The 19,833-nt window shown below is 43.2% G+C and carries 22 protein-coding genes; 3 read left to right on the top strand and 19 right to left on the bottom strand.

What is annotated here, in order from left to right; all coding sequences use genetic code 11:
* The 3 genes from yidC to I2484_RS13495 all read right to left on the bottom strand — a co-directional run.
* Positions 1-919, bottom strand: a 919-nt coding sequence (gene yidC / locus I2484_RS13505) for a membrane protein insertase YidC (protein ID WP_207151564.1), incomplete at its 3' end; no start/stop codon positions are given.
* A 218-nt stretch (positions 920-1,137) separates the two neighbouring features.
* Positions 1,138-1,491, bottom strand: coding sequence for a hypothetical protein (locus I2484_RS13500; RefSeq protein ID WP_207151563.1), 354 nt, complete (start codon positions 1,489-1,491; stop codon positions 1,138-1,140).
* An 80-nt stretch (positions 1,492-1,571) separates the two neighbouring features.
* Positions 1,572-2,018 (bottom strand): GNAT family N-acetyltransferase, encoded by a 447-nt coding sequence (locus I2484_RS13495; RefSeq protein WP_207151562.1) that lies wholly within the window; start codon positions 2,016-2,018, stop codon positions 1,572-1,574.
* 98 nt (positions 2,019-2,116) lie between these two features.
* Here I2484_RS13495 and I2484_RS13490 point away from each other — a divergent pair, with 98 nt between their 5' ends.
* A complete protein-coding gene (locus I2484_RS13490) occupies positions 2,117-2,617 on the top strand; it encodes a GNAT family N-acetyltransferase (protein WP_207151561.1) in 501 nt (166 codons plus the stop codon).
* 45 nt (positions 2,618-2,662) lie between these two features.
* Here the strand turns inward: I2484_RS13490 and I2484_RS13485 are convergent, their stop codons facing one another.
* From I2484_RS13485 to mntR, 5 genes are all read right to left on the bottom strand, one after another.
* Complete coding sequence (locus tag I2484_RS13485; protein ID WP_207151560.1) at positions 2,663-3,136, bottom strand: DUF4064 domain-containing protein; 474 nt, start codon at positions 3,134-3,136, stop codon at positions 2,663-2,665.
* A 355-nt stretch (positions 3,137-3,491) separates the two neighbouring features.
* On the bottom strand, positions 3,492-3,773 hold the full coding sequence (locus tag I2484_RS13480; RefSeq protein WP_207151559.1) for a GNAT family N-acetyltransferase: 282 nt from the start codon (positions 3,771-3,773) through the stop codon (positions 3,492-3,494).
* Positions 3,774-3,834: 61 nt separating this feature from the next.
* On the bottom strand, positions 3,835-4,725 hold the full coding sequence (locus I2484_RS13475; protein WP_207151558.1) for a DUF1002 domain-containing protein: 891 nt from the start codon (positions 4,723-4,725) through the stop codon (positions 3,835-3,837).
* A 66-nt stretch (positions 4,726-4,791) separates the two neighbouring features.
* Positions 4,792-5,655, bottom strand: coding sequence for a CvfB family protein (locus I2484_RS13470; protein ID WP_207151557.1), 864 nt, complete (start codon positions 5,653-5,655; stop codon positions 4,792-4,794).
* Positions 5,655-6,080, bottom strand: a complete 426-nt coding sequence (gene mntR, locus I2484_RS13465) for a transcriptional regulator MntR (RefSeq protein ID WP_207151556.1) — start codon at positions 6,078-6,080, stop codon at positions 5,655-5,657. Before mntR ends, I2484_RS13470 begins: the two co-directional genes overlap by 1 nt.
* A 121-nt stretch (positions 6,081-6,201) precedes the next feature.
* Here mntR and I2484_RS13460 point away from each other — a divergent pair, with 121 nt between their 5' ends.
* A complete protein-coding gene (locus I2484_RS13460; RefSeq protein WP_218628016.1) occupies positions 6,202-6,357 on the top strand; it encodes a lmo0937 family membrane protein in 156 nt (51 codons plus the stop codon).
* A 362-nt stretch (positions 6,358-6,719) separates the two neighbouring features.
* Here I2484_RS13460 and I2484_RS13455 read toward each other — a convergent pair whose 3' ends face one another.
* The 3 genes from I2484_RS13455 to I2484_RS13445 are packed head-to-tail and all read right to left on the bottom strand — an operon-like array spanning position 6,720 to position 10,323.
* Positions 6,720-7,832: a GNAT family N-acetyltransferase gene (locus tag I2484_RS13455; protein WP_207151555.1), complete on the bottom strand. Its 1,113-nt coding sequence runs from the start codon at positions 7,830-7,832 to the stop codon at positions 6,720-6,722.
* Positions 7,833-7,859: 27 nt separating this feature from the next.
* Complete coding sequence (locus I2484_RS13450; protein ID WP_207151554.1) at positions 7,860-9,968, bottom strand: heavy metal translocating P-type ATPase; 2,109 nt, start codon at positions 9,966-9,968, stop codon at positions 7,860-7,862.
* Entirely contained in the window at positions 9,955-10,323 is a 369-nt protein-coding gene (locus I2484_RS13445; RefSeq protein WP_207151553.1) for an ArsR/SmtB family transcription factor, read from the bottom strand. The genes I2484_RS13450 and I2484_RS13445 overlap by 14 nt, the downstream gene beginning before the upstream one ends.
* A 213-nt stretch (positions 10,324-10,536) precedes the next feature.
* On the opposite strand from I2484_RS13445, the gene I2484_RS13440 reads away from it, so the two are divergent.
* The gene (locus tag I2484_RS13440; RefSeq protein ID WP_207151552.1) at positions 10,537-10,956 is read left to right on the top strand and encodes a universal stress protein; all 420 of its coding nucleotides are present in this window, start codon (positions 10,537-10,539) and stop codon (positions 10,954-10,956) included.
* A gap of 101 nt (positions 10,957-11,057) precedes the next feature.
* Here the strand turns inward: I2484_RS13440 and I2484_RS13435 are convergent, their stop codons facing one another.
* The 8 genes from I2484_RS13435 to I2484_RS13400 form a co-directional block, all read right to left on the bottom strand.
* On the bottom strand, positions 11,058-13,442 hold the full coding sequence (locus I2484_RS13435) for a penicillin acylase family protein (protein WP_255551411.1): 2,385 nt from the start codon (positions 13,440-13,442) through the stop codon (positions 11,058-11,060).
* Between the two features lie 294 nt (positions 13,443-13,736).
* Complete coding sequence (locus I2484_RS13430; RefSeq protein ID WP_207151551.1) at positions 13,737-14,117, bottom strand: Na+/H+ antiporter subunit G; 381 nt, start codon at positions 14,115-14,117, stop codon at positions 13,737-13,739.
* On the bottom strand, positions 14,095-14,379 hold the full coding sequence (locus I2484_RS13425) for a Na(+)/H(+) antiporter subunit F1 (RefSeq protein ID WP_067205211.1): 285 nt from the start codon (positions 14,377-14,379) through the stop codon (positions 14,095-14,097). The genes I2484_RS13430 and I2484_RS13425 overlap by 23 nt, the downstream gene beginning before the upstream one ends.
* Positions 14,379-14,861, bottom strand: a complete 483-nt coding sequence (locus I2484_RS13420) for a Na+/H+ antiporter subunit E (protein WP_207151550.1) — start codon at positions 14,859-14,861, stop codon at positions 14,379-14,381. Before I2484_RS13420 ends, I2484_RS13425 begins: the two co-directional genes overlap by 1 nt.
* A 49-nt stretch (positions 14,862-14,910) precedes the next feature.
* Positions 14,911-16,395, bottom strand: a complete 1,485-nt coding sequence (locus tag I2484_RS13415) for a Na+/H+ antiporter subunit D (protein ID WP_207151549.1) — start codon at positions 16,393-16,395, stop codon at positions 14,911-14,913.
* Positions 16,388-16,726 (bottom strand): Na(+)/H(+) antiporter subunit C, encoded by a 339-nt coding sequence (locus tag I2484_RS13410; protein WP_207151548.1) that lies wholly within the window; start codon positions 16,724-16,726, stop codon positions 16,388-16,390. Before I2484_RS13410 ends, I2484_RS13415 begins: the two co-directional genes overlap by 8 nt.
* Before the next feature lie 3 nt (positions 16,727-16,729).
* The gene (locus I2484_RS13405; protein WP_207151547.1) at positions 16,730-17,152 is read right to left on the bottom strand and encodes a Na(+)/H(+) antiporter subunit B; all 423 of its coding nucleotides are present in this window, start codon (positions 17,150-17,152) and stop codon (positions 16,730-16,732) included.
* Positions 17,142-19,553, bottom strand: a complete 2,412-nt coding sequence (locus tag I2484_RS13400; RefSeq protein ID WP_207151546.1) for a Na+/H+ antiporter subunit A — start codon at positions 19,551-19,553, stop codon at positions 17,142-17,144. The genes I2484_RS13405 and I2484_RS13400 overlap by 11 nt, the downstream gene beginning before the upstream one ends.
* Positions 19,554-19,833 lie beyond the last annotated feature (280 nt).

The raw sequence follows: 19,833 nt of genomic DNA, 5'->3' as shown, positions 1-19,833 counted from the left end.
TAGTGTTTGGTTTTTTGTCTGTAGTGTTTGGTTTTTTGTCTGTAGTGTTTGGTTTTTTGTCTGTAGTGTTTGGTTTTTTCACTACTTCAATTACTGTTTCTGTCACTTCTTCATTTTCATTTTCATCTACAATTACAACTTCTTCAGCACCCTCTACAACCGGTTCAGGATGCTTGTAATAGAACTTGCGGCCTAAATAAGTTTGGAAGATAAGGAGAAGTCCTCCAACCGCCCAGTAAAGAGGTAACGCTGCCATCGCTTTGAATGAAATGAACATGATCATAATCGGCGATAAGTAAATAAATGCTTTCATCTGCTTCTTCTGCTGTTCCGGCATTGTCCATAGTGATACACGTGCTTGAACGAAGTAGACCGCGCCAGCAAGTACCATCATAATCATATCGGGTTCCCCAAGATTGAACCAAAGAAACTCATGTGTTTGTACTTCAGTAGAATTAAGTATTGCAAAGTAAAGACCCATGATGATTGGCATCTGGATGACTAACGGAAGGCAACCCATATTAAGGGGATTGACACCATGCTTCGAATAGAGGCCCATCATTTCTTGTTGAAGCTTCGCTTGCTCCTCTTTTTGTTCTTTTTCTTTTGCTTCTTTCAAACGTTTCTGAATGTCTTCCATCTCGGGGCGAAGTCCATCCATTTTAACTTTCATATTCTGTTGCGACTTATAATTCTTTAGCATTAGCGGCATAAGGACCAACCGAATTAATACTGTGATGAGGATAATCGACAGACCGTAACTCCCATTGAAAAAGTCACTAAAGAAATGCAGTAACCAGTCCATAGGCTTAACAAAAATATTGTAAAATGTACCTTCTTTGTTCTCGATGCCTGCACAACCACTTAGAAAAACGGCAGTGGTCATCAACATCATTACTAGCCCAATTTTCTTCTTCATTAGATTCACCTTCACTATTTCAAACTATTAAAAATTATACCTTACCTAGCCCTTCAATTACAATGATTGACCATTCAAAAATTATCTTTCTTCCTCGGAAATCGAACAAGAAAAGCGACCGGCGCCTATTCTAAGTCAATAAGTTTTTTTATTTCTCACCCGTAAAAAAAACGCTCCCATGTTGGGAAGCGTCTGTTGTTTGGTACCATTCTTTAACTTTATTTGGTGGATTGTTCCGAGCCTGGATCGTTCTTTTCTTTTTTATGGTAGAGTCCGTCTGTTTCAGGCGTCATCTTAACATCATCTTCAATTTCCTGGTTATAATAGTGGACGCTCGTTTGAGCACCTTCACTTACCATTTTGTTATCTTGAAGATCATACGGATCCGAATGACCTAATTTAGTTTCAGAAGATCTGTTCAACTTTTGTGATTCGATAAATGAATCAACTTTTGTTTTCATGTTAGTAAAAGCCACTTGCGCCTTATCCCTGTTTTCTTTTTTACTGAAGTAGGCATAAGCCCCCGCCGCCATCGTTGCAAGTAATAAATTATTATTTCGTTTACGAGCCATTAAAATCATTCCTCCCAGATTTAATGAAATTGCTTTGTACATAGAGTATACCCTCAACTGCCAGTTTAGAAACTTTCATTTCATTCAACTGATAAATACATATCCACATGTGGAATTCCGCCATCGTCATAAGGCTCCGTAATCGCATTAAATCCATGCTTTTCATAAAATCCAACTAGATGGTGCTGGGCCTGCAAACGTATCCTATCGGGTTTCCAATTATTTATCACAAAGTCAACACTTCGTTCCATAAGGATATGCGCAAGCCCCGTGCCCCTCCTATCCTCCCTGATGATGACCCGACCAATCGACGGGTCCAAGTACTTCACACTCGCCGGAAGCAGCCGTGCATAAGCGGCCAGTCCTTCCTCATCAGTGCAGAATATATGAATTGCATCGTAATCATGACCATCAACTTCATGATACGCACAATTTTGCTCCACGATGAATACATCAACACGCAGCTTTAACATTTCATATACTTCATGACCGCTTAATTCTCCAAACTTGTGATAAGTCCACTTCATATAGCTTCTCTCCCATATATATCATTTTCATTACATTGGTAGTTTTTAGCCTAGTTATTTGTTATGATAACAAAAAGAAATGCAGAGGTGACAGTGCAATGATCCGACCCATGACTGCCAAGGATAGTATGCACGTTCAACAGATTGTTTTTAAGACTTGGAGCGAAACCTATAAAGATATTATTCCAGCGGAAATCCAAAAGAATTTTATCGATCGCTCCTATTCAGAAGCGATGCTTCTGAAACGTATGGAGAAAACGTATGTGCTAGTAGCTGAATGCGAAGGTATTCCTGTTGGTTTTTCCAATTTCACAAAAATAGATTCAGATGGTGATTCCGAATTGACTGCTATGTATATTTTACCATCTCACCAGAAAATGGGCTATGGTAAAAAGTTAGTTGAACATGTTTTGGCGTCACTTTCGGATGCACAGCAATTATTTGTTTACGTGGACGAACGTAATGCGATTGGACGAGCCTTTTATGAGAATCAAGGCTTCAAACTACTTGATGTCTTTGAAGAATATTTCGAGGGCCATCCTGTGGTAACAGCCCAATATGTATTTTATATTCATTCCCCGGTACTTGCCTTGCACTAATAAAAACACTTTCCCCCATTTTGGAGGAAAGTGTTTTTTACATTATTATAAAGGTCTCATTGTTCCATCATGCTTGTCATCCACAAATTGCGATTCCTGTGTTAGTGGTATTTTCTTTGTAAAACAAAGGATACCCGAAATATACAGAAGAATTGAAGTCAAGGAAAGAATGCCTGCAGTCAAACCTGCGATAATGAACATAATCCCGGCAAGCTTAGGGTTTTTATTCTTCCAAATACTCACGATTCCAATTATAGTCAGGATAAAACTAACGATTAAGCTGATAATTATTAACCATATAAACCCACCCGCTAGGGCAATAACCGAATAGATTGAATCTAGTTCCATTGGTGTTAGCGTCGGATCATACGCCAGCATCTCCGAATCGAAATCTAAACGGAACATTGGCTCCGACTTCACATAGTTAAATAAAGCCAGCGATGCGAAACTTAAAATAACACCTACTGCCGTAAATATGGCACTTATTATCGATAATACTTTTTCCACTGTACGGCTCATGAAATACACCTCTCTCTAAATCTCTATATATGAGTATACGTTTAACTAAAGAATAGGTTTCACTTTTCCAGATAATACATGACAAAAATGTTTCATTTAATAATGTAAGGGTATTTTGTATATATGCAGGCATTATAGCCCTAATTAGGAAAGGGGACCATACAAATGGAGAAGATACTGATTTTCAGTCAAGCCGACATGATGTATACTGTCGCCGGCGCTTCTGTGTTAACTGGCATAGTGTACTTAATTACTTTATTGTGAGGGATATGAATGAGCAGAACTTTACCGCGTGAAATATAAAAGGCAATCCTTAGTTTTATAACTAAATGGATTGCCTTTTATTATTCCATTTTCACACTTTTACGTCATCATAATCTTTGTAGCGTTCAAAAGCTGTTACAACATACGAGCAGACAGGTTCCATTTTCAACTCTTGTTCACGCGCATAACTAGCTGCACGATCCAGTATTTTTTTCGCAACGCCTTGTCCTCGAAGCTCCGGTGAAACGAATGTATGATCCATCACCATGACATCCCCAAGAATCGTCCATGTAATTTCTGCAAGCATCTTTCCATCTTGTTCATAACGGAACGCGAATGCGTCCCCACCCAATTCAACAAATTCGAATTCCATCTAAACTACCCCTTTTCAATAACTTCTATTTTTCAATACGACACTATACTTCGCTTCCCGATTACTTAAACCAAGACTGAACAGATTCGAAAAGGTTCGCAAAGAACTCTTTCACACTTTCCCAAAAGCCAGGATCAATATCACCAAGTGTTTCCTTGATTTTAGATGTCATATCCGATAATTGCTCGGATAATTTATTGAAATCGATATCTAAATTTCGAATTCTGTCCATTAAATCTATGAGCAATTGACGATCCGCATCACTTAAATTAATATTAAGTTTTTTCATTTGTTCCGTAACAATTTTCTCGACATCTTCTTTTGTCGCGGGGTTTTTCTCTGAGATTTGCTTTTTAATTTCCGTTAGAAGCTCGGCTACTTTCTCGCTATCGACACCGGATTCTTTTGCAAATTTCGTCGCAAGATTCAATTCATCATTCGCAACATCCGTTCGTTCCGTATCAAGTTTTTCACCAGTCACTTCATAAGCTTTGTAAATACCCACGAGAGCGGAATGGCCTGTTACTTTTTTTGGAGCTGCCACTTCGACAACCGCATCTTCGATTCCAGCTGTCAGTATAGCAGTCGCATATATTTCCGACGTTACTTCTGTAATATTATCTGGCGTTACAATCGTGATGACAAGCCCTTTACCTTCCTCTTGCCTTGTAATTTTAGCAGAAGAATACATTCTTGCTTTACCATTGCCATTTTCAATATATTTCACAAGGTCACTGCCGTCAACAGATATTTCTTCAACTTCTGCTTCCTTTGCAACACCTAGGCTTATTTTCACACTTTCCTTCTCAGCGTCCGATAAATCTGCGCCGTAAACGACTATTGGTACACCAAGTTTTTCATTGATGACCGGATCTTCTGCATGTACGGCCAACGGGACCGAGAATCCGATAGCCAGTACAGCCGCCATCATTAGTGCAAGTATACGTTTCATGTTGATTCCCCCTCTTTCTAGGAATTAATACGATTCAGGGTTGGTAAAGGTTCCCGAATCTAAGTATTACTTCAACAATGTCCATCCTTCACTCTGTTCAATTCTACCTTCTTTCATGAGTTTACCAAGTGCGCGTTTGAATGACGCTTTACTCATGTTGAACATTTCTTTTATCTCGTCAGGTGTCGATTTATCCGTGAATGGCATGCGTCCCTGAACTTCATTCAAATAGTGAAGGATTTTTTCAGCATCGTCTCCCTGACGTTCCTCTTTACGCGGCAACATAGAACCATTCAACGTTCCATCATCGCGGACGTCAATAATACGCACAGTCATTTCTTGCCCAAGACGTGGTTCACGTTCCTGTTCTGTATTGTGGATGAAAATGCGGTGGTTTTCCGGAATGCTGAGCATAAACGAACCCACTGGCAATAAGCGATACGCTCTTGCCTTCAAGTCCATATTAAAGGCTGATGTAGGTGCTTCAACGATTTGTTCCAATACGCGTTCTTCTGTAGCAAGTCGGCCAAAGATAGTACCGCCCAAATCCATTCGAAGCGTCATGTACAATGCGTCGTCTACCTTCGGCCATAAAGCCCGCACTTTCGGCATGTCATTTTTATTCACGAGCACTTCAATTGATGAACCGATATCAACGAAGACTCCTTCATGGTCATCTACACGAATTACACGTGCCCAGCCAAATGTCTCCGCTGTCATATGTGGCATCTGCATCGTCGCTGAAAGCTCCCCGCGTCTATTCACGTAAAGGAAAACGTTGACCATATCTCCTTCTTGAATATTTTCATCTGCATCAGATGCATTCAACATAATATGTTCTTGTTCGCTATCGCCACCCAATACCCATCTTGAACCGTCTTGCTCCAACACTTCTAACTCCGCCGCATAGCCTGATTTAAGTTGTTCCATTATTTATCTACCTCTTTCTTATGATCCATTACACGTAGTTTCCTAACAAATTCATTGTCTTGTCCCATTGCTTCAACCAGATCGGTTATTCGATCCATCGCATTCCAGCTTAGATGATGTTCAATTCCTTCAACATCCCCATAAATGTTTTCTTCATCGACTCCAATAATTCGAAGAAACTGTTCAAGGAGATCATGCCGCCGCACAAGTTTTTCACCGAACGTCGACCCTTTTTTCGTCAATTCGAGGCCTTTATAGCGTTCATAGACAATATAGCCTTCCTTGTCGAGACGCTGAGCCATTTTTGTTACGGATGAAGGGAGAACTGCCAAGGATTCAGCAACGTCCGATACACGTGCAACGCCCTTCGCTTCGATATGCAAATAAATCTGTTCAAGATAATCTTCCATACCTGGTGTTGCCAACTGTACCGCCTCCAGTATGTATACCCAGTCTCATTCCCGATTACCACTCTTCAAACGCCCCTAGTTTAATTTTCAACCGGCGTGGGTAAATAAAGAATATATCAATAAAGGGGTGATTCACATGGGCCGTATTCTATGGTTACTTATTGTAGCATTATTTGTGTTTTGGTTGTTGGGTCTCGTATTTAAAATAGGCGGAGGACTCATTCACATTCTTCTAGTCATCGCGGTTATTGTATTTATTTTCAACCTCATAACTGGAAAACGAAGCGTGTAACGAAAGGGATGTCGACATTAGTCGGCATCCCTTTTCATTGTCTAGCTTCAGGCGCCAACCCCTGGGCCCACACGAAGTGGGTCATGCAGTCATTGCGACACGATGTCGCAATGACTGCCTTCCATTAAATTCAGTCTTTAAGATAAAGGCAAAGAGCGCCTTTTTCTTAAAGACCTCCAGCAGGGCGGGATTGAACTTCATCCCGCCTACTTGGCGGGGCTGGACGGCGCCTTCCGCATTTCTTGTCTAGCTTCAGCGGCCAGACGCTCGGGTCATAAGCCAGACCGGCTGTGCGGGAAGGACTCCGCGTCGCCGGTCCGTCTTATGCCTGTCGCGTCTATGCGGGCCGCTTCCGCTTTTCCTTAGTCTATTTTCGCATAGATGCATGTATTTCGTAAAACATTACCGTCGGGTGATAAGGAATCTTGTTTCATAATCCCTTCGAGAGTGAAGCCTGCACGTTCTGCGACGCTGCGGCTTTTCATGTTTTCTTCATCACAACGAATTTCCACTCTGCGTGCCCCAAGTTTTTCGAAGGCAAACTTTTCAATACGTTTAACAGCTTCCGTCATATAACCCTGGCCCTCAAATTCTGTTGCTAACCAGTAGCCAATCTCGAATTTAGGAATCGACCAATCGATTCGATGCAGTCCCGATGAACCGACAAACTTCCCAGTTTCTTTATGGTAAACATGGAAGCGTAGATCTTGTCTTGTGATGAAATTTGCAATTGCTTTTCGCAAGCTTTCTTCTGTCATATGCAGCTCCGGTTCAGGTTGCGCCCACGGCATCCACTTACGAAGCGCAGGTAACGAAGCCCTAATCGCGTTCCAAGCATCTGTTGCATCGCTAAGTTCAGGAGCCCGAATGACAAGTCGTTCTGATTCGAATGAATCCATGAAATCCGGGATACGCGAAGAAGGCCCAGAATTCCGTGACTTCTCTCCATCTTCCCAAATAACAGGCGTCGTCGTTCCCGCCATGAAATCTTCCCTCGTAATACCATAAGTCACCGCATCATAATAGGAATTCTCTTTGGGCGAAAACCAAGCTTTCCGAAGATGCGCTTCTTTTACAAAACCTGCACGTTCGAACGTTTTTCGCATTGCGAGATTATCTTGCCTCGTATGACCTTCGAGACGAATTTTCCTGCCTAGTAATCCAAATACATATTCCGCGACAAGTCGAAGAGCCTTCGGGCCGTAGCCATTCCCCCTCGACATATCAGCAATACGTAAATCGAACAATGGGATCTCATCTTGCAAGTCGTAAATTTTTACGATTCCTACTTTTTCTCCGGTTTCATTTTCCACCCAGAACGTTTTCACTTCGTCCGACTCATAGCCGCCCTCTTCGATTGTTTTTTCAATCAAATGACGTCCCGGATCAGAGTTGCCGTGGTAAGGCCACGTATTAGTTGTCATGAAATGAATAAGTTGCTCCTGCTCTTCCATTGTCCACTCTTGTAAATACATTAGAATTCGCCTCCGTATAGAACCTACTTACTTATGAACGCGCAGCAACCGCAACGAGTTCAGCACAACGAGTAGCGTGGCACCCATATCCGCGAAGATGGCAATCCATAATGTCAGCCAGCCGGGAATGATAAGAAGCAATGCTATAATTTTTAAGCCTAATGCAAACATAATGTTTTCCTTGATGATGCGCAATGTTTTTCGGCTTAATTTTATTGTATAAGGTAGTTTTCCTAAATCATCTGCCATCAGAGCGATATCTGCTGTTTCCAATGCGGCGTCTGTACCCGCTCCACCCATTGCTATCCCAACAGAAGCTGCTGCTAAGGCAGGTGCGTCATTGATGCCGTCCCCAACCATGGCAACACGGCCATATTGGTCACTCAATTGCTTTATCGCTGTCAACTTGTCTTCAGGCATCAACCCCGCGCGCACATCCGTGACACCTAACTCAGTTGCAATTGCTTCAGCCGTTACCTGATGATCGCCTGTCAGCATGACTGTATGACGGATACCTATAGTTTTCAGTTGTTCAAGGACGCTACGACTTTCTGCGCGTATGGGATCCGCCACGGCAAGCAACCCGCTAAATTCTGTACCCGTAACAATCGCCATGACAGACTTTCCTTGACGTTGAAGAGATGCCGTTTGCTGTAACATTTCTTCTGGCAATGAAGACAGTTCCTGTGCCCAGCTCAAGCTACCAATATAGGTCTTGATCCCATCAATTTCAGCATAAGCACCTTTTCCGGTAACCGATTGAAAATTGGACACATCGACTTTCTGTGCACCATGTTGATGCGCATAATGGATGACCGCTTTCGCAAGCGGATGCTGTGACATTGATTCGACTGCTGCGATTGCGCTTAATAATTTCTCTTGAGCGACTTCCTCACTGACGATGAAATCTGTTACTTCCGGATAGCCTTTCGTTAATGTCCCGGTTTTATCGAACGCAATAACGTCAAGCCTTCCTGTTTCTTCGAGGTGGATGCCGCCTTTAATCAACACGCCTTGACGTGCCGCATTACCAATCGCCGTGACAATCGCAACTGGTGTAGAAACTACAAGTGCACACGGACAACCTACGACGAGTACTGCAAGACCTTGATAGATCCACGTATTCCAATCACCACCAAGTAATGGAGGTATTATGGCTACGAGAATTGCAATCACGATGATTGCAGGCGTGTAGTATTTTGCGAATTTATCAACGAACTTTTGCGATGGCGCTTTTTCTGCCTGTGCATCCTCAACAAGATGGATGATTTTAGCGATTGTCGTATCACCAACAAGCTTCGTGACCGTTACTTCAAGTGCACCCTCTTCATTAAGCGTACCCGCAAATACATTATCACCGGTTTTTTTTACAACTGGGATTGATTCCCCTGTAATCGCTGCTTGATTGACCGTAGACGAACCCGTTAGAACAGCACCATCCATAGCAATTTTCTGACCTGGTTTTACAATTAGAATATCGCCGATGATGATATCTTCTGTCGGAAGTTCCACAAACGCTTCCCCACGTTTTACTAGGGCGGAAGGCGGCGCAATATCCATCAATTGACGAATGGACTGCCGTGCTTTGTTCATTGAATAGGCTTCTAACGCTTCACTAACAGCAAACAGGAAGACTACAACCGCCCCTTCACGCCATTCCCCAATGATTGCAGCACCAATAATAGCAATCGTCATCAGCGTTTTCATATCGAATTCGAAACGAATCAAATTTCGCAGTCCTGTTTTAAATATACTTGTTCCACCAATTACAATGGCAATTGCGAATAAAGAAATCGCTGCCGGATGCGTCTCCGCATAGCGAAATGATACAACCATTCCTATTAGTAAGAAAAGCAGTGAAAAAATTGTTACGAGATTTTCTTTCCGTTTAAAGAAAGACGTTTTTGGCTCCATTTTTTTATTCTGAAGCGGGACAACTTTAATACCATCAAAAGCACCTGCTGCTTCGAGGTCTTCAATCGTTGCGCTACCACTGAATGCTAATTTTGATGCACCAAAGTTTACTTGTGCATCCTCTATAGAAGGTAGATTTTTCACATTTTTTTCAAACTTCATCGCACAACTGGCACATGTTAGATTCTCCAACCTATATTCTTTCTTTTCAACCGTCGCCATGCTCAACACCCTCTATCGTATGCTCATGTGCAACTTTCACGAGTTGATGGACGTGATCGTCTGCGAGCGAATAGTAAACCATCTTCCCTTTTTTCCTCGATTTAGCAAGTTCTTGTTCACGCAAATAACGTAAGTGATGGGAAGCAGTCGCAACAGACGAACCTATCACTGCCGCAACGTCACATACACACATTTCTTCTTCCAGCGTCAGCGAAAATGCAATTTTTAATCTGGTTTCATCCGCCAACGCCTTAAATATTGCGACCGCGGCGCCCACATCAGGGAGCGCTTTCTGCACACGCTTCACAACTTCTTCATGAACCGCTGTCACTTCACAAACTTCTTTTACCGTCATATTTCCACCTCATTCAAATGGTCGTTTGATTAACTTTAGTATATGCAATCTCTTTTTCAATTGCAAGGCTAATCAAACGACCATTTGAATATGCATTTCCCCCCTTTTATTATTTGCTGAAAAAAAAGGGTTTAAGCAGACAGATGTAGAATGTTTTGAATAGTTACTGACAACGTAACTTTATGTAATAGGCATATGAAAGAAGGGATTCCGATGTATAAACGAATACTAGTCGCGGTCGATGGCTCAGAAAACTCGCACCGTGCAGCCAAACACGCCGCTCAACTTGCCTCGCTCAGTCCAGAAGTGGCCGTTGAAGTTCTTTATATCCTTGAGTTTGACCGAACACGTTCAGATGTACTCGATAATACAAGCAGTGATGATCTCCATATCGATCGCAAGAAGCGACTTATCCCTATTGAGAAGGCTTTCGAGCAGTTCCAAATCCCTCATAAACTTGTCATCAAACACGGTGACCCGGGCCCCATCATCGTCCATTTCGCCAATAGCGGTACATTCGACCTTGTCGTTCTTGGTAGCCGGGGCCTGAATTCATTTCAGGAAATGGTGCTCGGAAGTGTAAGCCATAAAGTCGCGAAGCGCGTGACAGCACCGGTTCTGATCGTTAAATAAAGAAGCTCTTAGCAGTAGATTAGATAATGCGCGGATTTACCCGCGACCTTCAACCATTTACTCGCCTTTTCAAAGTTTCACCACATAAAAAGCGGGGCGCATTAGCGCTCCGCTTTTAATTTCAACGTATATCCATCTTTAATGTCCCCATTCAAAACAGTTTCATGGTAATTACCTTTCACCCAGTCATCTGCTTGATCGTGGAACCATTGCGATTTAATGTGGCCACTTTGGCCAGGTCCTACAATATGGTTCGCTTTCGACAAATCGGAAAAATCGGCTACAAAGCGCCAAGGCGCACCGTGGTCTACAGTACCATCTGCCTGAAATGCTGCCGACTGGACTGTAACATTCGAACCGCCGATTGCCTGTTTCTTTGGATTCAAGAAATATTCAAAGATCGGAGATGCGCCTGATAGAGCGTGTGGAAACGCCAACTGATGGAAATCTCCCCATTGCCAATCCGCGATTTTATTGCCGAACAATCCTTCAATCTCTTCGACTGATGTTACAAATGAATCAAAGACCCACTCATCAACGCCGCCATACTCTTCCACCCAGGCACCTGGTTCGCCTGCATATGCGTCGCGCAACATTTTGTCGACAATTACCCCTTTCGCAGGTAGAAGCTTATAGACGTCCTCAGGCATCGCTGCACTGAGCATACCGATTGGTAATTGTTTCATCCATTTATGAAAGACAAGCGGTGCCCCCGCATCTGCAGAATCGTATTGATCCCACTCGCGAAGCATTTTCACAATATCTTCATACTTCCCGACAGCGGCGTCTTTCGCTTCAATTGAACTGATCATATCGTCCAGAAACTCACGAGCGTATAGGTTCTTCTGATCCATCTGCAATTTCATCATATCTTCTGCCGTGAAATTATCCCCTTCGCGAAGCACTTCCGCTATTCGTTCATAGCGATAAGGCTGAGCCCAAAGCTTTGTAATGTGATAAGGATAAGATTCATCAACGACTTGATTATTTGCTGTGGCAATGAACCCTTCTTTAGGATTCACGACACGCGGCAATTCATCATATGGAATGTAGCCCGTCCAGCCATAATCAGAAGAGTCGCCTGGTACAGGCAATTGCGCATCCCCTTGTTTTCTAATTGGAATACGACCGTTCGCTTTATAAGCAATGGTGCCGTCATTCGCTGCAAATACAAAGTTCTGCGCGGGTGCATGGAAATCTTCCAAAGCCGTCTCAAAACTCTCCCAGTCGGAAGCTTTGTTCATCTTCATAATGGCTTCGAGTTCTTTTGTCGGCTCGAGCGCTGTCCATTGCATTGAAAACAGTGCACTCGGATCTTCATCTGCGTAAAGAATGTCCGAAATAATCGGGCCATGTCTCGTAACCATCACTTCAAACGGTACATCCTCCTCGCCTTTTACGGAAATCGTTTCATCTCTTACCTCAGCCTGTTCCCATTCCCCATCATAAAGAAATTGTGTCCGGTCATCAGGATTCGGAGTTTCGATATATAGATCTTGCACGTCAGGTCCAACGTTCGTAACACCCCATGCAACGTTGTCATTATGCCCAAGAATAATTCCTGGAATCCCCGCAAAAATAACACCGCTAACGTTTTGTTCAGGTGATTGCAAATGCATCTGATACCAGATTGCCGGAGTATCAAGCCCGAGATGCGGATCATCTGCTAGAAGCGGTAATCCTGAAGCTGTTTTATCCCCCGACACGACCCAGTTGTTACTACCGTTGAATTCAGGTGGCACAAGATCAGGGTCAAACTGACCAGCAACAGCAACCGGATTCGCAATGTTTGCCTCAATTATAGATGATGCATTTTCCGGATAAACGGTGAACAACTCCCGCGCCAAATCTTCCGAGAAATTATTCAACGCCCAATGCCTGACCGCTAAGCTATCCCATTTGCCGCCGAGATCATAAGCCATATACTTACCTATCGTCAGCGAATCAATTTCTGTCCACGGTTCAGGCGTGTAGCCCAGGATTTTGAATTCATAAGGGAATTTTCCATCCCGCTCCGCCTTCTCAATGAATGCATTGACCCCTTCTGCATACCAGCCCAGTACCTTTTTCCCTTCCTCACCATAGCCGTCATAAGACGCTTCAGCCGCCGCACGCAAACTAAATGTACGGAACTTCTTATCCGTTCCAACGGCCACTTTCCCGACTACCTCGGATAATCTACCACTTGCTTGCCTGCGAGCCATATCCATTTGGAATAAACGGTCCTGGGCTTGCACATAACCTTGGGCCCTGTACAAATCCGCATCCGAATCCGCCGTTATATGTGGTACACCAAACTCATCCCGAACGATTATCACATCTTCATCTATAAATGCCGCACTTACTTCTCCATCAATAAATGGTTTCGATTTTCCTATGTAACTATTTACAATAAATAGTGCCGCAATAGCCAAAATGAGTATTGCCCCAAACACCGACAACAGAACTTTCGTCCATTTCCCCATCCGATTCCCCTGTTTCCCCATTCCGTACACCTTCCCTATCTTCCTTATTAATATTCTACTATTTTATTTATATTCCTTCTTTCTCCAAATTAACCTTAGGACAAAAGTGGCAACTCGACACAAACGAGCATAAACGCAACGCAACCAATCATATATACCCGCCACCGAGCATAAACGCAACCCAACCAATCATATATCCCCGCCACCGAGCATAAACGCAACTCAACCGATCATATATACCCGCCACCGAGCATAAACGCAATGCAACCGATCATATATCCAAATTCCCCAAACAAAAAAAGGATAGTCCAGCCACTATTGGCCAGTCCCATCCTCTTCTACCTTATCTTTATGCAAAACCTCATACAATTCATCCTCAGTAGAAATGTCCGCTAGCTTCACATTCGACCGATAAGCTGCTCGGACAATCAAATGTCCGGCAACCGGTGCCGTTAGAAAGACGAAAACAATTCCTAAAAGAAGGCGTACACTTACGAAGTCTTGACTGAACAAAAAGTAAATAAAAGCACCTGACAAAGTTAACAAGACGGCAAGCGTCGAACTTTTCGTCGCCGCATGCGATCTTGTGTAAACATCAGGCAGCCGAAGCAATCCAAAGACACTAATTACGCTCGCAACTCCGCCTGTCAATATCAGAAATGCGCCTACGAATTCACCTATCGTGCTTACGTTCAACGATAACACCCCTCTCTATGAATTTTGAGAAGGCGATTGTACCGATGAAGGATAGAATCCCTAGTATTAGAATGACTTCTAGAAATGCTTTCGTGTTCATCACCACTGAAATGACAGCTATCATAGCGATCAAGTTTACACCAATCATATCGAGTCCGATAACACGGTCGGGCATCGAAGGACCGAGAATGATTCGTATGACAGCTATTGCAATCGTTATCGAGAATAATACGAGCGAAGTCGTCAGCATTGCTTGAATCATCAGCGGGTCACCTCCATGATTGCTCTTTCAAAGTTATGCAGTTGCATCAAAAGTCCATCGCGGGACTTTTCGACGTCCATCGCGTGGATATAAAGAACATTTCCTTCAGGCGATACTTCCATGACCACAGATCCCGGAGTCAGCGTCAAAAGCAATGACAGCATCGTCACTTCCGAATCGCTCTTTAAGACTGTTTCATATTTAAAAATACCGGGTTTAATTTTCAGCGTCGGGCTAAGTATTTGTTTCAATACGACTATGCTCGATTTGGTCAATTCGGATATGAAGATGAAAAGAAGCTTGAATGTTGCATACAAACGGCGCAAGTAAAATTGCGTTCCGAAAAATCTATGCATGAAAAATATGATTCCTACCCCTACCAGGAAGCCGGCAAAGAAAGTCGTAAACCTTAGCTCATCTTCATCCATTAAGAGCATCCAGAGCAGAGCTATAAATAAATTCAACAGTAACTGGGCTGGCATCAATGTTCACCTTTTCTTTCCGGCCAATGTACGAGGACCTTTTCTTCGATCAACTATCACTGTTCAAAACTGCGTCTATATAGATTTCAGGATTCATCAGTGTACGGGCAGCATCGGATACATACGGCGCAAGCCCCTCTGCTCCGACTCCTAGTGCAATTGTCAATATCCCAAACAGGACCATTGGAATAAGCATCCCTTTTTTAAGGGGCACATCGTCATCTTCATTAATAATCGTTTCACCCCAAAAGCAATTCAGGAAAATACGCAGAAGTGAATATAAAACGAAAATACTTGATAGGAACGCAATTGCGAGCAAGACAAACGCACCCGCCTCAATCGCTCCCTGTCCAACGTACACCTTTCCGATGAACCCGCTAAGCGGTGGAATTCCGGCGAGTGACAGCATAGTGATGAAAAACAGCCAACCAAGTAATGGATAGTTGCGAATCAACCCACTCATATTTTGAATCCTTGCCGTGCCAGTCAAGTAGATCATCGTCCCCGCGATAACGAATAACAAAGCTTTAATGATCATGTCATGGATCAGATAATAAATAGACCCCTGAATCGCAACTTCTGTCGAAACAGCAAGGCCAACGAGTATAAACCCGACGGCAATGACGACGTTATAGGACACAATCTTCCGGATATCATTGTAGGCGATTGCACCAATACTTCCACCTATCATCGTGATTGCGGCCATAATGCCAATGATCAAATGCGTAACACCCGGCTCGTGATAAAAGATGAGCGTGAACACGCGGAACATTGCATAGATACCGACTTTCGTAAGCAACGCACCGAACAAAGCCGCAACTACTGTCGGTGGTGCACTGTATGACCCTGGCAACCAGAAGTAAAGAAGAAGTCCAGATTTCAAACTAAATACAATGAGGAAGATTATGCTAATCACCGTCAATAATGGCCCTTGCCCGACTTCCGCAATACGCACTGAAAGATGCGCCATATTAAGCGTGCCTACCGTACCGTACAAGTACGCGATTCCAACAAGGAAAAACCACGATGACAGCACATTTATAGATATGTATTTAATTGATTCGACGAGTTGAACCTTCCTGCCCCCAAGCGTAATGAGCACATAAGACGATAACAGCATCACTTCAAAACAAACGAATAAGTTGAATAGGTCGCCCGTTAGGAACGAACCATTAACGCCAGCAATAAGGAAAAAGACGAACGGATAAAAGAACATATTCTCATGTGCTCGACCAATCGATGAGAACGCATAGATTAAGAGGATTCCTGTTACAATCGCTGTCGTCAATACAAGTAACATAGAGAATGAATCCGCGACAAATGAAATTCCGTAGGGTGGCAACCAGCCCCCAAAATCGAGCCGTAAAATACCGTCCGACTGAATCAGGTTTAAAATAGTAACACTGACCGCTACGGTTACTGCGATTGAAACAAGACTGAACACCCGCTGAATCAACACATAAGACCGGATAAATACAAGTAAAACCCCTGTCAATAAAGGGATAATCATTGGCATAACTAGTATGTTATTCATCTTTAAACCCTCTCAATGTAGCGAGATTGTCCGATCCCGTCTCTTTGTATGTTCGATATGCGAGCACCAGTAAAAAGGAAGTCACTGCGAAACTGATCACTATTGCAGTCAGTATAAGTGCCTGTGGAAGAGCATCCGTATAACTTTCTGCATTTTCACCTAGCAGGGGGACTGCCCCTTTTTTGAGCCCACCCATCGTCATCAAAAGCAAATGCACAGCATGCGACAGGATAGCCGTCCCTAAAATGACCCGAACCAAGCTTTTAGATAGCAGCAAGTAGACAGCGACCGTTACAAGCACTCCAACGAGTATCGTTATTATCGTTTCCATCAGCTACACATCCTCACTAATACTTAAAATAATCGTTACAACAACACCTACAACAGTCAGTGCAACCCCTGCCTCAAACAGCATAACTGTTGATAATTCCGTTGCCCCAAACACTGGCAGATTGAAATGACTGGCTGTCTGCGTAAGAAATGATGCTCCGAAAAGGACTGATCCTAAACCTGTTCCGACTGCAAGCAATACGCCAAACGCCGCAACCTTCTTGAAATCGAACGGGATGCCCTTATGGACCGTTTCGATATCGAACACCAAATAGAGAAGAACGAAAGCGGAAGAAAGGACGAGTCCCCCAATGAATCCACCTCCCGGATTGTAGTGACCCGAAAGGAACAATTCCACGCCGAATGTCAAAATGATGAAGACAACAATCTTCGTTACTGTCTGTAAAATGACATCATTAATCTTCAACGTCCTCGTCCCCCTTTCCAGCCTTCAGCTTGATCAATGTAAACACTCCAATACCGGCGATGAAAAGTACAACTACTTCAAGCATCGTATCGAATGCACGGAAGTCACCCAATATCGTATTGACGATATTTTTCCCTCCCGCCAACTCATAAGCATTTTCAAAGTAGACGGAAATCGACTCAAACATCTTATTACCTTGTACGACAAGTGCAAGTACTGTAACAACCGTTCCGACTGAAATTGCAATAATACCTTTGAAGACTTTTAATGATCGAGTCGTTTTCTCCTTGCTCCATTCAGGTAAGAAATAGAAGCATAAGAGGAATAACGCAGTCGTCACAGTTTCTACGATAATTTGCGTCAAAGCTAAATCAGGTGCCCGGAATACAACAAAGAGAATGGCAATCGAATAGCCAAGAACGCCATTTAACAAGATGGCTGTTATACGCGATTTTGCAAAGATAATTGCTATACTTGCGCCCATCATAACGAAGATGATGATATACTCGCTTATCGTGATGGGAGCATCGTTAGATAAGTCGATTGAAAATCCACCTGTCCATAACAGACCGCCCCCAACAGTTAGGATGAAAAACACAAATATATAAACAAGATAATCCCTGAGGTATCCCGTCATATAAGTCCGCGTCAAGAAAGATGAAGCTTTCTCCGTCTGCGTTAACAAGCCGTTATACATAGAATCTAGATTCCAGCGCATCGGTGCAAGCGAGTAAATCCCACGCCAATAACGGAGGTAGGTGTATAACAATGCGCCCACTACGATAACACCAATTGTCATTATTATAGGTGCATTAAAACCATGCCAAGCCGCTATATGCGGAACAAGACCTTCCGCACCTTCAAACGGAGGATAAACAGCTGTCATTGCAGGACGTAACAAATAGTTTCCGACCACATTCGGAAAGAAGAAAATACCTACTACGAACAAAGCAAGGATCAACGGAGCAATTAGCATTCCAACTGGAGCTTCAATTGCTTTTCGATCAAGACGGTCCGGTTGATGTTTCCCAAGAAATGTTTGAAAAACAATAATCATGCTATAAACGAATGTCAACACACTCGCAAGCCAAGCGACGACAGGTATTAAGCTCCCCCATACAGGACCCATCGCAAAAATATCTAAATTACGTATAATCAATACAGATTCAAAAAACATTTCTTTACTAAGAAAACCGTTAAACGGTGGTAATCCAGCCATCGAAAAACTGCCGATAACAGCAATTGTAAACGTCACAGGCATCAGTGACATCAGTCCGCCTAGCCTTCGAATATCCCGCGTTCCGACTTGATGATCGACAATTCCAACAACCATAAAGAGAGCACCTTTGAACGTAGAATGGTTAATTAGATGGAACAAAGCGGCGAATGTCGCCTGTGTATAAATAACGGAGTCTGCGCTGTAGCCCTCGTTAAGCGCCGCTGAGCCAAGGCCAAACAGGCTCATGATTAGACCAAGCTGGCTGATTGTCGAGTAAGCGAGCAACGCCTTCAGATCAGTTTGCCGTACTGCATTGACCGACCCCCAGAACAACGTGAATATCCCCACGCCAGTAACTGTATAAAACCACACCGCTTCCCCGCCAAATACAGGTGTAAAGCGTGCGACAAGGTAAATCCCCGCCTTAACCATTGTAGCGGAATGTAAATAAGCACTGACCGGCGTCGGCGCTTCCATGGCATCCGGCAGCCAGATATGAAAAGGAAACTGGGCTGATTTCGTAAATGCACCAAGCAAAACGAGTAGCATCGCTGGTAAAAACAAGCTCTCATTTGTATACTGACCGATCGTCCCAATAATTTCGCGCACACTGTATGAACCTGTCATTGTATACAGCATGATAAAACCAGCAAGCATCCCTACGCCGCCAGACACAGTGATGAGCATTGATTTTTGCGCACCGTATCTGGACTTTTTCCGGTGGTACCAAAATGCGATTAACAGAAACGATGAAATACTCGTCAATTCCCAAAAAACATATAGCACCATTAAGTTGTCTGAAAAGATAACCCCAAGCATCGAGCCCATGAACATCAAAAGATAAACGTAAAAACGCCCTAATGCTTCGCGTTCAGACAAATAGTATATGGAATAGAGAATTACGAGGCTCCCGACCCCAGTAATCAGAAGCCCAAAAATCATACTGAGACCATCTAGATACGTTGTAAAATTGATCCCAGCAGAATCAATCCATTTAATCGTATGTATATATGTTTTACCTCCTGCAACGGCGGGAATTAAACTGGCAAGATAGATGAATAAGACGAGTGGAACGGACATGACAAACCACCCGATATTGCGACTCCGAACCCTCTTATAAATGAACGGGACAAATAGAGCAGCCATAAACGGGATAAAAATAGCTATCGTTATCGCCAACAAATGCAAACCTCCAATACTAAACAGATTAAGAAAAGCGCAAGGCGCCGTTTAGCCCTAACAAGTAGGAAGGATGTAGTTAAATCCCTCCCCACTGCGTGACCCACCTCAGATGGGAACAGGGGCTGGTGGCTGGAGTCTAGACATCGACCCATGTAGACTAACTTATACTTTCCTACCTTTTAAAATAGTCGTAATAAACCACCTAAAAATCTACAGACATACACACTCCATGTTTATGTAAGTTTTGTAAAGATTCATTATTATATAGGGCAAACTTGAC

The sequence above is a fragment of the Sporosarcina sp. E16_8 genome (assembly GCF_017347095.1).
Lineage (GTDB): Bacteria > Bacillota > Bacilli > Bacillales_A > Planococcaceae > Sporosarcina.
Note: the sequence above shows the minus strand (reverse complement) of the source record. Positions and strands in the feature narration are given on the sequence as shown.

Excerpts from the sequence above, each read along its gene's own strand:
- I2484_RS13420 (WP_207151550.1), bottom strand. The coding sequence starts at position 14,861 with ATGCCAGCCCAGTTACTGTTGAATTTATTTATAGCTCTGCTCTGGATG.
- I2484_RS13470 (WP_207151557.1), bottom strand. The coding sequence starts at position 5,655 with ATGGAACAACTTAAATCAGGCTATGCGGCGGAGTTAGAAGTGTTGGAG.
- I2484_RS13475 (WP_207151558.1), bottom strand. The coding sequence starts at position 4,725 with ATGAAACGTATACTTGCACTAATGATGGCGGCTGTACTGGCTATCGGA.
- I2484_RS13490 (WP_207151561.1), top strand. The coding sequence starts at position 2,117 with ATGATCCGACCCATGACTGCCAAGGATAGTATGCACGTTCAACAGATT.
- I2484_RS13415 (WP_207151549.1), bottom strand. The coding sequence starts at position 16,395 with ATGAATAACATACTAGTTATGCCAATGATTATCCCTTTATTGACAGGG.
- I2484_RS13440 (WP_207151552.1), top strand. The coding sequence starts at position 10,537 with ATGTATAAACGAATACTAGTCGCGGTCGATGGCTCAGAAAACTCGCAC.
- I2484_RS13480 (WP_207151559.1), bottom strand. The coding sequence starts at position 3,773 with ATGGAATTCGAATTTGTTGAATTGGGTGGGGACGCATTCGCGTTCCGT.
- I2484_RS13450 (WP_207151554.1), bottom strand. The coding sequence starts at position 9,968 with ATGGCGACGGTTGAAAAGAAAGAATATAGGTTGGAGAATCTAACATGT.
- I2484_RS13435 (WP_255551411.1), bottom strand. The coding sequence starts at position 13,442 with ATGGGGAAACAGGGGAATCGGATGGGGAAATGGACGAAAGTTCTGTTG.
- I2484_RS13495 (WP_207151562.1), bottom strand. The coding sequence starts at position 2,018 with ATGAAGTGGACTTATCACAAGTTTGGAGAATTAAGCGGTCATGAAGTA.
- I2484_RS13445 (WP_207151553.1), bottom strand. The coding sequence starts at position 10,323 with ATGACGGTAAAAGAAGTTTGTGAAGTGACAGCGGTTCATGAAGAAGTT.
- I2484_RS13425 (WP_067205211.1), bottom strand. The coding sequence starts at position 14,379 with ATGATTCAAGCAATGCTGACGACTTCGCTCGTATTATTCTCGATAACG.
- I2484_RS13500 (WP_207151563.1), bottom strand. The coding sequence starts at position 1,491 with ATGGCTCGTAAACGAAATAATAATTTATTACTTGCAACGATGGCGGCG.
- I2484_RS13410 (WP_207151548.1), bottom strand. The coding sequence starts at position 16,726 with ATGGAAACGATAATAACGATACTCGTTGGAGTGCTTGTAACGGTCGCT.
- I2484_RS13460 (WP_218628016.1), top strand. The coding sequence starts at position 6,202 with ATGGGCCGTATTCTATGGTTACTTATTGTAGCATTATTTGTGTTTTGG.
- I2484_RS13485 (WP_207151560.1), bottom strand. The coding sequence starts at position 3,136 with ATGAGCCGTACAGTGGAAAAAGTATTATCGATAATAAGTGCCATATTT.
- I2484_RS13455 (WP_207151555.1), bottom strand. The coding sequence starts at position 7,832 with ATGTATTTACAAGAGTGGACAATGGAAGAGCAGGAGCAACTTATTCAT.